Source organism: Pontibacter liquoris (assembly GCF_022758235.1).
In the GTDB taxonomy this organism is placed as follows: Bacteria; Bacteroidota; Bacteroidia; order Cytophagales; family Hymenobacteraceae; genus Pontibacter; species Pontibacter liquoris.
This window is the reverse complement of the sequence record NZ_JALEBG010000001.1, coordinates 1,930,735-1,945,045: the sequence shown is the minus strand read 5'-3', so window position 1 is coordinate 1,945,045 and position 14,311 is coordinate 1,930,735. Positions and strand designations below refer to the sequence as shown.

Sequence of the window (14,311 nt, the reverse complement as noted above, 5' to 3'; positions counted from 1 at the left end):
AGGAGCTATGGAAATTATAATCATAACCCTGGTTCTGGCATTTTACGCCCTAGGCTACCTGCTTTACTATATGTATGGCAAACAGAAGCCAAGTCGTAAACATTTCGATCATTACTGGATGTAATGGTGGTTTGCCATCTCGCTTAACCTTGTACACACCCCCAAAGCAAGGCATCTTACAAGGCGCACAGGATTGTTGCGCCTTATTTTTGCGATATCGTTTGCCGCATGTTCAACTGTTAGCCGGATAACAGGCTACTTTACCCGAACTTGGTTTCGCTTCTACCGGGGCATTAACGTGTATCTTTAAATAGCCCATTTCGCAATGGCTTCCGCCAGTAAGCTGTCGATCGGGATGGCATTGGAAATATGCGGGATGGTGTTGCTGGTAACCACCCTTGCAGCGCCCGCCTGCAGCAGCGCCTCGTAAGCGCCTGCGGCAAAAACAGCATGCACGCCCACGCAAATAGGCTTTTGCGCCGATAAAGGTTTGAGGTGCTGCACCGTCTCCATCATCGTATGGCCCGTCGAGATAATATCATCTACCAGTACCGGAGTATGCTGTGGATATGCGGCCAGCTGCGGCTGTGTTACCGCTACTTTCTCGTCGCTTAAACGGGTTTTCTGCAGCACCAGGTAAGGTGCGCCGGCTAACGAAGCAACTTCTTTCACCCATTGCATACTTTCTTCATCCGGCCCGATAAGTATAGGGTGTGCAACTTCATGTTTTACCCACCGGGCTAATGCCGGGGCTGCATGAAGGGCCAGCGCAGGTATGGTATAAAGCGCCTCCATGTTATGGAAACGGTGCAGGTGCGGATCGATGGTGATGAGGCTGTTGGTTATACTTGCCAGCAGGCCGGCAAAGTAGCGGGAAGTTAAGGCCTCGCCCGGTTGAAATTGCTTGTCCTGCCGCATATACGCCAGGTAAGGCGCCACCAAGCAAATGCTGGCAGCTCCAAGCTCACGCAACAGCGCCGACAGAAAGTATAAGGGCAAGAGTTTATCATCGGGCGGGTGCAGGGTGCAGACCAGCACTACCTTTTTTGCTTTTACAGGGGAGAGTACGCGCACGTAGGTTTCACCATCCGGAAAATGCCTGATCATAACTTCGCCTACTTCTGCGCCAAGTATAACAGCCAGCGACTGCGTTAAAGCTTCGTTGCCGGGCAAAGCGAAAAGAACGGGTTTCATCTTTTAGGATCAATTTTCAGCACGTGGTTGGTATTATGCAGGTAATTCAGCGCATAGGCAAGCTCGCCCTCCGATTCGGAATAGATAGTAAAAAGCGGCTGCCCCTTCTGCACCCGGGTACCTAAAGGCGCTTTAAAGTGAAGCCCTGCTCCCGGTGATTTAGGGGCACCGGCTAGTTTGGCAACCTTCGCCAACTTTCGGTTATCGATCCGTGTTATAGTGCCCTGCTCGCCGGCCAGCACATCATGGCTAAGAGCAGCAGTAACCGGTTCGTGAAATCCGCCCTGCGCCTCGCATATCTTATAAAACTTGTCTAAAGCGGCCCCGCTCACCAGCAGTTGCCGGGCATGGGCTAATCCCTTGCCTTTATCCGTTACGCCAGCTGTTTCCAGCATCAAACCGGCCAGTTTCAAAGATCGTTCTTTTAGGTCGGCGGGCGCTTCAGGTTCGTTGCGCAGGACAGACAGCACATCTTTGGCTTCCAACACCGGGCCTATGCCCCGCCCTACTGGTTGAGAACCATCCGTAATCAGCACCTCCACCTCCAGGCCAATGGAAAGACCCACGGCCCGGAAGTAATACTCCAACAGAAAAGCTTCTTCTTTGGAGCGCACTTTTGCGGTGTCTCCTACCGGAATGTCAATGATGGTATGTGTAGAACCTGCTGCCGCTTTTTTCGATAATACCGAGGCGATCATCTGGCCGGCACTGTCCACATCCAGCGCTTTCTCTACATAAATAATAAGATCATCGGCCGGGCTTAACTTTACGGCGCCTCCCCAAACCATGCACCCGCCTTCTTTTCGGATCACGTGCCTGATCTGTGCCAGCGTCAGGTTAACGGGCGTCATCGTTTCAACCACATCGGCTGTCCCTGCGGGCGAAGTAATGGCCCTGGAGGAGGTCTTGGGGATGGTGAGCCCGGCAGCGGCTATAATCGGGACAATAATGGGCGTGGTACGGTTACCTGGCAAACCGCCCACACAGTGTTTGTCTATGATCATGGGTTTGTGCCAACTCAGGCGTGATCCGGAGTCGATCATGGCTTTGGTAAGGTAGATCACCTCATCCAGGGCCAGGTTGTCGCCGGAGCAGGCCGTAACAAACGCTGCAATCTCAATATGGGAATAATACCCGTTGGTGATATCAGCGATGATGCCTTGCAGCGCCTGCGCGTTAAATTTTTTATCGAACATTTTGGCACGTACGTCGCGGAAGGATACGATTGGCCGCAGGTGCTCCACTGTTACCCGATCCCCCTCCTGCACTTGCAGGCTTTCAAATGCATTCTCCGAGAGAGAAGCTTCGCCTTCTGAAAGCAGTCTGGAGGTGATCACGATCAGGGTAGCGACAATGCTCCGTGTCCCGAAATGAATCGTCACGCGGGTGCTGGCGGTAAAGCCCTCCGAACGGCACACCTGCGAATCGGCCCGCACAAAGATCATGTTTTCCGTGTGCGTATCAATACCTAATTTGCGGAGAAGAAGGATGTTGCTGTGCTGCTCTGCCATACCGGGATGTTTAAGAGCATGTACGCTAAATGTTTAAATGTTAGTTAGTTTTCTGATCAGTTTGAAACCAAAAAGACATTTAAGCTAAGCAGGAAGGTGGCCACAGAGGCTTTTCACCTCTTTCAGGACGTTCTCCAGCAGGTGTGGTTTTAGGCCAGCTTGGAGCAGTACCTGCCTGTTGTGCAGCAGTTCTTTGCAAAGCACTAGTTTATGAGCCAGCAGCAGTTGTTTTTCAGCATGCGTAAGCGAGGTAAGGCAGGTGAGCGGGTATAATTCGAAGGAATTCACATAATCTTTCAGGCTGCCCTTTGCCGGAAAATCCCATCCCATCAGGTGCATGTTCATGCAGGTGCCATACTTTACGGCATCATCGGTAAAACGGGTATTGGTTACCACCCACCCTTGATGGAAGCGTACTTCAAAGGTATTTTCAGCTACTTGCTCGTTCTCCACATCTTTAAACCTGGAATGAATATACATCGGGATCTTGACATCGCTTTTAGTGCCGCTCTGGTTATGAAACTTGCACTCGATCATGTGCGTGATGCCTTCTTTTTGGGCAATGATGTCTATCTCGTGCCGCACGCAATGCCCGTCTATAAACACACCGATGCGGGTGTGGTACCCCTGGGTTTTGAGGATCTCCGCTACAAATTTTTCGAACGGGAATCCGGTGGGGCCCAGCTGCATGATACCTTCTTTCAGGCTATACCGGGCGGCAGTGGCTCTGGATAGTTTTTTAAGTATGCTGAATGCCTTCCTGTAAATCTCTTTGGTGGTGATACCCTCATATAATGTGGGTTCAAGTTGCTGCAATACAGTGTCTATCAAAGCAGGATCGGCACCGGAGCGGCGCAAGGAGTTTGTAAGCTTCCTGACAGAAAAAACCGCTTTCTCGCCCGAAGACTTAACTACTTCCAGCGTGTCTGTTTCATTCTTCATACTATGACTTCAAGTTAAAGCCGGATAAGCTGACCATCTACACAGTTTAGGCCTGCACACATAGCATTAAGTTATAAACTTTTAAGTATAAACAAGGTATATCCGCTTAAAAACCTGCAGCTTAAAGTAAGTTAAAGCGTCTGGTGAGCCTGCCTGAAGCCAGGGCGCATATGTAACAGAAAAAATCAGGATACCTGTTAAGAACCTGGCTGTTTAGGAATTCCCTTTTTCAAACGTTACCAACTATGTCTGCAAACAATTTTAATATACGGGGTTTAAGTCAGGCGCAGGTGGCGGCAGCAAGGGAAAAGTATGGCCCCAATACATTAACTTATAAAAAAGAAAGTGGCTTTCTGGATGCTCTCAAAAGCCTGATCAAGGAGCCGATGGTGCTCCTATTATTTGTAGCGGCTTTTATTTATTACCTCAGCGGCAAACCCGGCGATGCCCTTTTTCTGGCGGCAGCTATAGTGCTGGTAGCCGCTATTTCGCTGTACCAGGATACGAAAAGCCGGCACGCATTAGAAAAGCTGAAAGCTTTTACCCAACCTACCTGTCATGTGATTCGGGATGGCCAGGTAACTGAGATCAAAAGCGCGGAGTTGGTTGTTGGTGATAGTTTGATGGTGGAGGAAGGCACCTTGATTGCCGCCGACGGTACAATTGTGCACTCCAATGACTTTTCCGTGAACGAGGCTATCCTCACAGGGGAATCCCTGGCCGTTTCCAAAGATGCGACAACAGAAGATCATTATATTTACCAGGGCACCACCGTAGCCAGCGGACTGGCCCTTGCCACGGTTTTGGCTGTAGGAAATGAAACCAGATTAGGGAAGATCGGCAAAAGCCTGGAAAGTATAACGGAAGAAAAAACACCGCTGGAGCAGCAGATCACCAACTTTGTGAAGAAAATGGTGGTGGCAGGCGCAGTCATCTTCTTTATCGTATGGGGCATCAATTATGTAATGTCCTACCACTTGCTGGATAGTTTACTTAAGGCCCTGACCCTGGCGATGAGCATCCTTCCGGAAGAAATTCCAGTGGCGTTTACCACCTTTATGGCGCTTGGAGCGTGGCGCCTGATGAAAATGGGCATCATTGTAAAACAGATGAAAACGGTAGAGACCCTGGGCAGCGCTACGGTGATCTGCACCGATAAGACCGGTACCATCACGGAAAACAAAATGAGCCTGGCCCGGCTTTTTGCACTCGCCTCTCAAAGGATCACATCGCCGGAAGAAGCATGGAATGAAGCGGAACATGAATTGGTCCGGTTGGCTATGTGGGCCAGCGAGCCCGTGCCTTTCGACCCCATGGAAGTGGCCCTGCACCAGGCTTATGCCAACCTGCAAAGCGCGGATGAAAGGCCATACTATAAAATGGTACACGAATACCCGCTGGGAGGTAAGCCTCCCATGATGACACATGTGTTCGAAGATGAAGCAAGCCACCGCATTATAGCGGCTAAAGGCGCACCTGAGACTTTACTGCAGATCTGTGAACTTACGCCTGCCGAAAAACAACAGACAGAGGCGGCCCTGCTGGCGCTGGCTACGGAAGGCTTCCGAGTTTTAGGTGTGGGAGAAGCAGCTTTTACTAGCAACGACTTTCCGGAACAGCAGCAGCAACTGCCGTTTTCATTTAAAGGGCTAGTGGCTTTTTATGATCCGCCAAAAAAGAACATCCATGCGGTGTTAGAAAATTTTTATACAGCAGGAATCATCGTAAAAATAGTAACCGGCGATAATGCAGCAACGACGATGGCCATTGCCCGCCAGATCGGTTTCCGGGGATATGAGAAAAGCATTACGGGAGAGGAGCTGATGCGCTTACCCGAACCGGAATTACAGCAAAGGGTGATGGAGGTAAATGTGTTTACCCGCATGTTTCCGGATGCCAAACTAAAGATCATTAATGCCCTGAAAGCCGATCAACAGATCGTGGCTATGACGGGAGACGGCGTAAACGATGGACCGGCACTGAAAGCGGCCCATATCGGTATAGCCATGGGCAAGAAAGGAACAGAGCTGGCCAAACAAGCCGCTTCGCTAGTATTGATGGAAGACGACCTGTCCAAAATGGTGGAAGCCGTGGCTATGGGCAGGCGCATCTACACCAATCTAAAAAAAGCCATTCAATATATTATCTCCATCCATATTCCCATTATCCTGACGGTCTTTCTGCCGCTGGCTCTGGGCTGGGTGTATCCTAACCTCTTCTCGCCTATTCATATTATTTTTCTGGAGCTGATCATGGGCCCGACTTGCTCCATCATCTATGAAAACGAACCGATGGAGAAGAACATCATGCTTCAGAAACCGCGGCCATTTACCACCACCTTTTTTAACTGGAAGGAGCTGACAACAAGTATAGTGCAGGGGTTGATGATCACGGCCGGAACGCTCACAATTTACCAATATGCCGTACAGCAAGGCTTTGGCGAGTCGCTGACCCGCACCATGGTATTCACAGCGCTGATCACAGCGAACATTTTTCTTACGCTCGTGAACCGCTCCTTTTACTACTCTGTACTCACCTCACTGAAATATAAAAATAACCTCGTACCGCTTATTATCAGCTTAACCATCGCTATTACAGGCTTACTGGTATATGTAAGACCACTTGCGAATTTCTTCGGATTTGTGGCATTACCCTTGTCGCAACTAAGTACCAGTTTGCTGATCGGTTTTCTGTCAGTGATCTGGTATGAAGCGGTGAAATGGCGCAAAAGGCTACATAGCAGGCAGGCAAATGCCATCATCTCGCAGCCAGCAAGGTCACAGACCTAAGGAGGGAACAACAAAGGCGCAACCAATTGATATTTTTTTTGCTCAATTAAGAATCGTCCATACTTGCTGGTCAGGTATGCGCCACTTGATTTCTGTAGAATCCTACCTCTCTTCTAAATCATCACACACGCTTTTATAACTATTTAACTAAATTAATTAATAAACCCCATGCTGTTTATTTGCCTGCCGTAAATATAGTTTACTATTCAATCGTACTATATCAATGAAGAAGCTTGGAAAGTTTGTGGTTGGCTGTATGTGCTTGTTTTTACTTTCCTGCAGCAAAAAGGATTCGGAGGCTCCTTTGCAAACCTTTCACGAAAGCCCCCTTATTACACCTGTTCCTGCAGCCATAATAGAAGCTTCGGGTATAGCAGAAAGTAAAATTAACCCCGGATTTCTCTGGGTACAGGAAGATCAGAATAACCCGACGCAGTTATACTTACTGGCTCATGATGGGAAAACAGTCCGGACCATTTCGTTGAAGGGAATTACAAACCAGGATTGGGAAGATATCGCGCTTTCGGGTAATGACCTCTACCTGGCTGATATCGGGGATAATAATAAAGCTTTTACAAGCTATACATTTTATAAATTTCCGGAGCCACCGGCTTCTCAAGATACAGTTCGTAACATAGAAGAAATTCACTTCAGGTATGCCGATGGCGTGCATAATGCAGAAGCCTTTCTGATTGATCCGGAAAGCAGGGATATTTATATCTTTACCAAAAGCGATGTTCCGGCCAAAATCTATAAATTGGCTTACCCATACCATCAAAATAACAATATTGCTGAATTGGCTGGGGTTTTACCCTACGGCCCGGTAGTAAGTGCAGCGATCTCAGTCGATGGCATGGGCATTATCATTAAAACATACCTCAACCTCTTTTACTACACTCGTGCCGTAAAGGAATCTATTGCGCAGGTATTGCAGAAAAGCTATACTACCCTTCCCTACATCGTAGAACCCCAGGGCGAGGCTGTCACGATTGCCTTACATAACGAGGGCTACTTTACTTTAAGCGAGAAGGCAGGAGCCAGTGAGGTAAAGTTATACTTCTATAAAAAGCGATAAACATGAAACTACAAGTATAAATGCCCAGGAATTACTCCAGCACAGGAAACTCAAAGTTAAAATGCGTACGAAGCAGGCCATGCACTTTTTCTTTGGTAAGCGGCTTGTTCAGATAACTATGGATGGGCATTTCCTGAAGCGGTTCCACATCACGCGGGTGAAGCGACGTGGTCAGCATAACGATTACAATCGACTCTTTTTGCTCAAATTCGAGCTGGTTAAAGGCTTCTAAAAAATCAAACCCATTCATAACAGGCATGTTGATGTCGAGCAGGATCAATTGCGGGCAGTTTCCTTCCTCACAAAGGGTCTGAATGAGTTGGAGTGCTTCCTGGCCGTTACGCGCTACAAATACGGCATCGGTTACCTCTAACTTCTCTAATAAGATGCGATTAACAAAGTTTGTGGTAGAATCATCATCTATAAGCAACGTGCTGGTAATTTTATGCATGCTCCGTATACGGAATAACGCAGGAGAGTTTCAACTGAAAACCAATTTTACATGGAATAATTAACCCCCCATGCAGAATCGTCTTCCGGTAGGCTCCCCTCGGTCAGACAGGTGCCGGCATTTAGTATGATTCTATTTCTATGTTTAAAGTTGATTATCAACCTTTTGAAATAAGCCTTTTGCCGGGCTGCTGGGCACGGTTGGCATGTTGGCGTTCTGCATTGTTTTGGCCCGGTTTATTCTACATTTAGTTAAACGATAATGCAATACTTTACTTCTAAAAAGCATCTCAAAAGGCTGTTTACAGCGTAGTATGGCAGGAACTGGTAAAAACAAAGCTAAACCCTCGATTCACTTTATTAGTAAAAGATACAAATTGATAATGTTACCACATGGATCCACTTCGATCGGCAGAAAGCCTTAACAGTTATTTTATTAATCAGATTAAGGATTATGCCATCTTTCCAACGGATACCAGGGGCTATATTGTAGCCTGGAACATTGGCGCAGAGCGGCTGAAAGGCTACAAAGCAGAAGAGATCGTGGGGCAGTTCTACGGCGTTTTATCACCTGACGAGTACCAGCAGGCCGGCTTACCGGAAAGAGAATTGGCCCTGGCATTGGAAAATGGTGTTTACGAAACCGAAGACTGGCGTAAAAAAAAGGATGGTTCCCTTTTCTGGGCTTCTATCACTCTGACGGCTATATTCGGTGAGAATGGCGAACATATAGGTTATACCAAAATTACCGGCGACATAACCAAACAGAAGGAGCTGCAGGATAAACTAGCCGAACGCCAGCAGCATGCCCTGGAACATAAAAACAACGAGCTGCAAAAGATAAACCTGGACCTGGATAACTTTATTTATACTGCATCGCATGACCTGCGCTCGCCTATCACCAATATCGAAGCGCTGATCAGTTTGCTGACAGAGGAACTCCAGGAGTCTGCTTGCCTGAACACCCATACAGATGAAATTTTTCAACGGATATTGTCATCTATAAGCCGTTTTAAACAAACCATTGATGATCTGACCGAAATCAGCCGCCTGCAGAATGATCTTGATGAGAGCCGGACTGAAGAAATCATCAACATCAGCGAAGTATATGACGAGATCTTAGCCGACATGGACTACCCCACCCGCCATAAGATCTGCTTTATTCAGACAGACTTTCAGGTGCATCAGCTGCAGTTTTCCCGTAAAAACTTCAGAAGTATTTTATACAACCTCATTAGCAATGCGATTAAGTACCAGTCGCCTGAACGGGACTGCATTTTAAAAATACAAACCCGCCTGCAGGAACCTTATGTATTGTTATGTGTAAATGATAATGGATTAGGCATAACCGAGCGGCAACGCGAGCAGCTGTTTACCATGTTCAAGCGCTTCCACGACCATGTGGAGGGCACCGGCATTGGGCTTTATATGGTGAAGCGGATCATTGATAACGCCGGCGGTAAGATCAAAGTGGAGAGCGAAGATGGGAAAGGCACCACCTTTAAAATATATTTGAAAGCCGTTATGTGATAGTAGGCTGTCTTTTACTTTTGATTTAATTTTGACTATACAATTATAACAGGTCTAAAAAGTGGCGGAACTAAACACAGTCAATACCAATACAGACAGGCGGCAGCAGATAAACACTGTTTTCCTGGTAGATGATGATGATAACTGGTGCTTTATTTCTAAGATTATCCTGCAGAAAGCCGGTATCGGAAAGCAGATCATTACAGCCAATAATGGTCTCAAAGCGCTGGCGGTGTTGCGGCAAAGGGTTGCCGATGGCCAGCAGCTACCCGAACTCATCTTCCTGGACATAAAGATGCCAGTTATGAATGGCTTTGAGTTTTTAGACGAGTTGGTTAACGCTGCTGAGTTGGATCTAAGCCATACCCAGATTTATATCTGCAGTAGTTCTGTTAATGCGAAAGATAAGGAAACAGCCGGGCTTTATCCGATCGCCGGATTCATTACCAAGCCCCTAACACAGGATATCTTAAATCAGATTTTAAAATAGAAAACGGGCAAACACGGAAAGCAAAATTAAATATACTTGGGCCCTGACGGGCTAACATACCATTTCACCATACTTATAAAGCAACATTCTTCAGAAAAAATTGATTATTGCCAATGCCACTATCTCACCTAGACTGGAAGAACTTCATTAACAGGTTCCCAGATTCAGTTGCTTGTTATGATCAAAATCTCAAGCATCTGTATGCAAACCAGGCCATTGAAAATGAAATTGGTGTGCCTGTTTCAGACATAATCGGGAAAACAAACCGGGAGCTGAATATCCCCGGGAATCCTGCCTTGCTGGATGCGCTGGAAGAAAAGATCAGATCGGTTTTCGAAACTGGCAAGCCGGTGGTAAACTATACCCAGCATGCCTTCGCGGACCAAACTCGCTTTTATTTCACAAAGCTGATCCCGGAGTTTAGCAACCAGCCAGGACAGGAAAACTGCGTGAAGTCGGTTTGGGCCTTTTCGCGCGACATCACCCATTTGAAGCAAAATGAAATCGACTTACAAAATGCCGAAAAAAACCTGCGGAAGCAGAACCTGGAACTGATTCATCTGAACGCAGACTTGGATACATTCTTCTTTACGGTTTCGCATGACCTGCGCGGCCCTTTGAGCAACATCCAGAGCCTGATCGAACTCATGAAGGAGGGTGTGCAAATGCCCCTGCCTGTTTTAACTCAGCGGCTGGAAAAATCAACCCGGCGGCTGAGTGATGTGCTTTCTGAGTTGACTGAAATATTAGAATTGAAAAGCAAACAGGAACAGGTAGAAAAAATAACCTTGGCTACTGTTTTGCAGGATGTACTGGCCGAATTTGAATACCAGTTGCAGCAAACCGACACAAGTATAGCCGCAGATTTTGGTAAATGCCCCACGCTATACTATAGCAAGCCTTACCTGGAAAGTTTATTCCGGAACATGATCAGCAATGCCATTAAATACCGTGCTACGGATCGTAAGCCGCAGCTGCAAATTACCGCCAAGCCGCAGGAGGAATATGTGGTGCTTACTTTTCAGGATAACGGGCAGGGCTTTAACCTGGAGAAACATGAAGAGCAGGTTTTTAAGCCCTTTTACCAGATCGATGGCGAACAGGATGGTAAAGGGATGGGCTTAAATATTGTTAAAAGCATACTGGAACGCAATGGCGGCAAAATAGAGGTTAAAAGTACACCAGGCGCCGGCACAACCTTTACCTGTTACCTGAAAGAGGCCAACGAATCGTTCCTGGACTAATTAAAACGGGCTTCCATCCTTCTGCCGATACCTGCGGCTAATGCCGTTACTGCAGTGCGGCGCCTGCCGATACATTTTATACCTTGCTATACTTACGCCATCGGATTTAAATATATAATATTACTAATATATTTATACCTGCCTTTTTATTCACTCAGAACCAGCTTGCCCTTAGCTATGGTAAAAGCCCAGAAAATCAGTTAGGCTAAGAGGAACTTTATAAAAGAAGCTTATATGTAAAGTATAAGCCTCTTTTGTTTGTAGTGCCACCCTGGCGGGCTACTAATTTATTGCTCATGGCAGTAAAAAAATACTTTCGGAACTTAGCCTGCTTAACTCAGAAACTTGCTTTATATTTATGGCATATTATCGTGTTGGTAGCTTCAGGTATGGTTTTTCGTAAAGTACGAGTTCAATTGCTTCGCTGTGTAACAGCATCCCTTTTCTGTGTGTCCCTGACGGCATGTCCGGGACCTCACAATGAAAACAACGTTTCTGGTTTTTCCCCGGAAGAAGAAGACAGGCAGCTGGTGACGGTTCCGGCATCGTTTACTGAAGCCAGCGCAAAAAAAATGGGCTATGAGCTCGATTCTCTATTCAGTTATTTACATAAACGAAGAGGGTTTAACGGCACCGTACTAGTAACCAAGTATGACAAGGTGGTGTTTGAAAAGGCCTTTGGGTATGCCGATTTTTACCGGAAAGATTCCCTGACTACACAAACTGCTTTTCAGCTGGGCTCGGTGTCCAAACAGTTTACGGCCATGGCTATTATGATGCTGAAAGAGCAGGGCAAGCTGCGCTACGAAGATAGCGTACAACAGTATTTTCCGGCCTTCCCTTACAAGGGTATTACCATTAGGCAACTGCTCACGCACCGGTCCGGCTTACCGAACTATACTTATTTCAGCGATAAACTATGGCCCGACCGCAGAAAACCGATGAATAACGAGGACGTGGTGAATTTGATGAATGCTTACAAGCCCCCCGTTTATTACAAGCCCAACACGCACTTCGACTACAGCAATACCGGGTATAGTTTGCTTGCTGCCATTGTAGCCAAGGCATCGGACATGCCCTTTGCCACCTTTATGCATAAGCGCATATTCGGACCGCTACAGATGACGCATACCTTTATGTATAGCGAAGACCTGATCACGATGACAGGCAAAGTAGCAACCGGGCACACGGGCGGCAGGCAAAAAAGAACCTCTGATTATTTAGACACCGTGCTTGGCGACAAAGGGATCTTCTCTACTGTGGAGGATCTTTATAAATGGGATCAGGCGCTGTACACCCAAAAACTTGTAACCCACCAGACTCTGGAAGAAGCCTTTACCGGCACGCATCAGAAAGCAAAGAAAGACGAAGATTATGGCTTTGGCTGGCGGATTAAGCCCGTAGAGAACGGCGATACCGTGGTATACCATGGCGGCTTATGGCACGGCTATACAACCTACCTGTTGCGCAACCCCAAAGACCATAGTGCTTTAATTGTGCTGAGTAACTGGCCCAATGGCAGTCTGAAGCATCTGGAAGAAGTACGCCGTCTCTTATACCCGCCACAGCCACAAGGTATGGCGCACAACAGCAGTAAACAGAATGGTGACCTGGGAGAGTTATAACAGGGGCAGGTAAAGGAACGGGAGTATGTGAGCGCATTGCCGAAGTAGTGGAAGGTGCTTAAACAAAAGACAGAGGCCAGCATAAAGCGGACCTCTGTCTTTTGTTTTTACTTAAATTCCTTATCCTGTAAATAAGCTGCGTTGCATCCTACTTACCCCAGGTTTTTACTTAGTCTCTTCTTTTGGCTTATACCCGCAGGGGCTGGCATCATCAGGGGTGATCTTCCCTTCCGATACTAACTCCTGGATGATCTTACCGGTATAACTTTTACTGAAACCGATCTTCTGGCCCAGCTCATCTTTATTGAGACCCTCACTATTCTGCTTCAAGGCGCCCAGAAAGCGATCTTTGTGCACCTGGCTTTCTGCTTTGGGATCATTGGCTTTATCAGAATACAATACTTTATCTCTGGTCTGTTTCATGGTTTCTCCTTAAATAAATTTTACATGCAGGGCTACAAACGCTGGTTCAGAAGTAAAATAAACCGGTTCACCAAATCGGAAGAGGCTATAAAACCCGACGTATCCGGCTATATTCCTCTACTTCTTTCCGGTCAACAGGTAATCCATTTTACCTGACAAGTACCACCCATCTTTTGCAATCCGATGTCAGGCAGCAGCACGAGGTTCAATTCGTTTTATGTGTCGTTTACACCTTTATACGTGGTTTATTTCGCTTTAACACTTCCGCAGACGGTACATGCTGCGCAAGAACGTTAGCTTTAGTTCCCTCCATTAAACTACTTTTACTAGGGCATTATACGTATGGGTACCGTGCAAGTACTGGTGGACGTAAGTATATACCCTCTTTTAAAGGATTAACCATACTATTATTTGAGTTGAAGGCGGAGAGAATTGGTTAAATGGCTTTTATTAACCAAAATCCAGGCAGGTTATTTCTGCTAACTAAGATGAAACTCACTACGATTTGGCATAAAGCGCACTACGGTACGCCGTTCCCCACTTGGCAATCTCATCTATGATCGGTTCAAGCGTTCTGCCGAATTCAGTCACAGCGTATTCTACCGTCACAGGCTTCGTATCCTGCACTGTTCTGGTGATCAGGTGATTGCTTTCCATGTCCTGCAGTTCCTTAGATAGCATTTTAGCGCCAATACCCTCCACCTCTCTCAGCAAATCCATAAACCGTAGCTTTTCCCCTTGCAGCAGGGTGCCTAGTATATGAAACTTCCATTTTCCGGAAAGTAACTCCATCGCATCTTTAATGGCAAGCATCCTGACTTTGCAGATCATATTGTTATTCACTACCCGTGCTTTCTTCATCTTCTACTTTTATAGGTACTAATAACTAAAGGTAAAAACCAGGTGATTAGTTTCCTAAAGGAAACTAGTTTCTAAAAGGAAACGGATAGCAATTATAAACCAGCTTAACTATAAATTTGCTATAGAAAAAAAATAAAAAGCTTTACTCCTGCTTACTTTATAAGCAAGTCGGTGCAA

12 protein-coding genes are annotated in these 14,311 nt (G+C 46.6%); 6 read left to right on the top strand and 6 right to left on the bottom strand.

Features of this window, described 5'->3' with window-relative positions:
* Positions 1 to 306: 306 nt before the first annotated feature.
* The 3 genes from LWL52_RS08030 to LWL52_RS08020 form a co-directional block, all read right to left on the bottom strand.
* Positions 307 to 1,194, bottom strand: coding sequence for a ribose-phosphate pyrophosphokinase (locus LWL52_RS08030; protein ID WP_242918650.1), 888 nt, complete (start codon positions 1,192 to 1,194; stop codon positions 307 to 309).
* Positions 1,191 to 2,705 carry a thymidine phosphorylase family protein gene (locus LWL52_RS08025; protein ID WP_242918649.1) on the bottom strand — a complete coding sequence of 505 codons (1,515 nt, stop codon included), beginning with the start codon at positions 2,703 to 2,705 and terminating at the stop codon, positions 1,191 to 1,193. The genes LWL52_RS08030 and LWL52_RS08025 overlap by 4 nt, the downstream gene beginning before the upstream one ends.
* Before the next feature lie 84 nt (positions 2,706 to 2,789).
* Positions 2,790 to 3,647 (bottom strand): restriction endonuclease, encoded by an 858-nt coding sequence (locus LWL52_RS08020; RefSeq protein WP_242918648.1) that lies wholly within the window; start codon positions 3,645 to 3,647, stop codon positions 2,790 to 2,792.
* A gap of 245 nt (positions 3,648 to 3,892) precedes the next feature.
* Between LWL52_RS08020 and LWL52_RS08015 the strand changes: the two genes are divergently transcribed.
* Entirely contained in the window at positions 3,893 to 6,436 is a 2,544-nt protein-coding gene (locus LWL52_RS08015; RefSeq protein ID WP_242918647.1) for a cation-translocating P-type ATPase, read from the top strand.
* A 223-nt stretch (positions 6,437 to 6,659) separates the two neighbouring features.
* Positions 6,660 to 7,511: an SdiA-regulated/phytase-like domain-containing protein gene (locus LWL52_RS08010; RefSeq protein WP_242918645.1), complete on the top strand. Its 852-nt coding sequence runs from the start codon at positions 6,660 to 6,662 to the stop codon at positions 7,509 to 7,511.
* Positions 7,512 to 7,542: 31 nt separating this feature from the next.
* On the opposite strand, the gene LWL52_RS08005 is transcribed toward LWL52_RS08010, so the two are convergent.
* Positions 7,543 to 7,962: a response regulator gene (locus LWL52_RS08005; RefSeq protein ID WP_242918643.1), complete on the bottom strand. Its 420-nt coding sequence runs from the start codon at positions 7,960 to 7,962 to the stop codon at positions 7,543 to 7,545.
* A gap of 392 nt (positions 7,963 to 8,354) precedes the next feature.
* Between LWL52_RS08005 and LWL52_RS08000 the strand changes: the two genes are divergently transcribed.
* The 4 genes from LWL52_RS08000 (at position 8,355) to LWL52_RS07985 (ending at position 12,850) form a co-directional block, all read left to right on the top strand.
* Complete coding sequence (locus LWL52_RS08000) at positions 8,355 to 9,491, top strand: sensor histidine kinase (RefSeq protein WP_242918641.1); 1,137 nt, start codon at positions 8,355 to 8,357, stop codon at positions 9,489 to 9,491.
* A gap of 61 nt (positions 9,492 to 9,552) precedes the next feature.
* A complete protein-coding gene (locus LWL52_RS07995; RefSeq protein WP_242918639.1) occupies positions 9,553 to 9,981 on the top strand; it encodes a response regulator in 429 nt (142 codons plus the stop codon).
* 113 nt (positions 9,982 to 10,094) lie between these two features.
* Entirely contained in the window at positions 10,095 to 11,225 is a 1,131-nt protein-coding gene (locus LWL52_RS07990; protein ID WP_242918637.1) for a PAS domain-containing sensor histidine kinase, read from the top strand.
* Between the two features lie 449 nt (positions 11,226 to 11,674).
* Positions 11,675 to 12,850, top strand: a complete 1,176-nt coding sequence (locus tag LWL52_RS07985) for a serine hydrolase domain-containing protein (RefSeq protein WP_242918635.1) — start codon at positions 11,675 to 11,677, stop codon at positions 12,848 to 12,850.
* A gap of 165 nt (positions 12,851 to 13,015) precedes the next feature.
* Here LWL52_RS07985 and LWL52_RS07980 read toward each other — a convergent pair whose 3' ends face one another.
* Both LWL52_RS07980 and LWL52_RS07975 read right to left on the bottom strand, forming a co-directional pair.
* Entirely contained in the window at positions 13,016 to 13,273 is a 258-nt protein-coding gene (locus LWL52_RS07980; protein WP_242918633.1) for a hypothetical protein, read from the bottom strand.
* A gap of 498 nt (positions 13,274 to 13,771) precedes the next feature.
* Positions 13,772 to 14,134: a winged helix-turn-helix transcriptional regulator gene (locus LWL52_RS07975; RefSeq protein ID WP_242918631.1), complete on the bottom strand. Its 363-nt coding sequence runs from the start codon at positions 14,132 to 14,134 to the stop codon at positions 13,772 to 13,774.
* Between the last annotated feature and the right edge of the window lie 177 nt (positions 14,135 to 14,311).

What these genes read in the sequence shown, in the direction of transcription:
- LWL52_RS08025 (WP_242918649.1), bottom strand. Translation starts at nt 2,705, where the DNA reads ATGGCAGAGCAGCACAGCAACATCCTTCTTCTCCGCAAATTAGGTATT.
- LWL52_RS08010 (WP_242918645.1), top strand. Translation starts at nt 6,660, where the DNA reads ATGAAGAAGCTTGGAAAGTTTGTGGTTGGCTGTATGTGCTTGTTTTTA.
- LWL52_RS08030 (WP_242918650.1), bottom strand. Translation starts at nt 1,194, where the DNA reads ATGAAACCCGTTCTTTTCGCTTTGCCCGGCAACGAAGCTTTAACGCAG.
- LWL52_RS08005 (WP_242918643.1), bottom strand. Translation starts at nt 7,962, where the DNA reads ATGCATAAAATTACCAGCACGTTGCTTATAGATGATGATTCTACCACA.
- LWL52_RS08020 (WP_242918648.1), bottom strand. Translation starts at nt 3,647, where the DNA reads ATGAAGAATGAAACAGACACGCTGGAAGTAGTTAAGTCTTCGGGCGAG.
- LWL52_RS07990 (WP_242918637.1), top strand. Translation starts at nt 10,095, where the DNA reads ATGCCACTATCTCACCTAGACTGGAAGAACTTCATTAACAGGTTCCCA.
- LWL52_RS08000 (WP_242918641.1), top strand. Translation starts at nt 8,355, where the DNA reads ATGGATCCACTTCGATCGGCAGAAAGCCTTAACAGTTATTTTATTAAT.
- LWL52_RS07980 (WP_242918633.1), bottom strand. Translation starts at nt 13,273, where the DNA reads ATGAAACAGACCAGAGATAAAGTATTGTATTCTGATAAAGCCAATGAT.
- LWL52_RS07975 (WP_242918631.1), bottom strand. Translation starts at nt 14,134, where the DNA reads ATGAAGAAAGCACGGGTAGTGAATAACAATATGATCTGCAAAGTCAGG.
- LWL52_RS08015 (WP_242918647.1), top strand. Translation starts at nt 3,893, where the DNA reads ATGTCTGCAAACAATTTTAATATACGGGGTTTAAGTCAGGCGCAGGTG.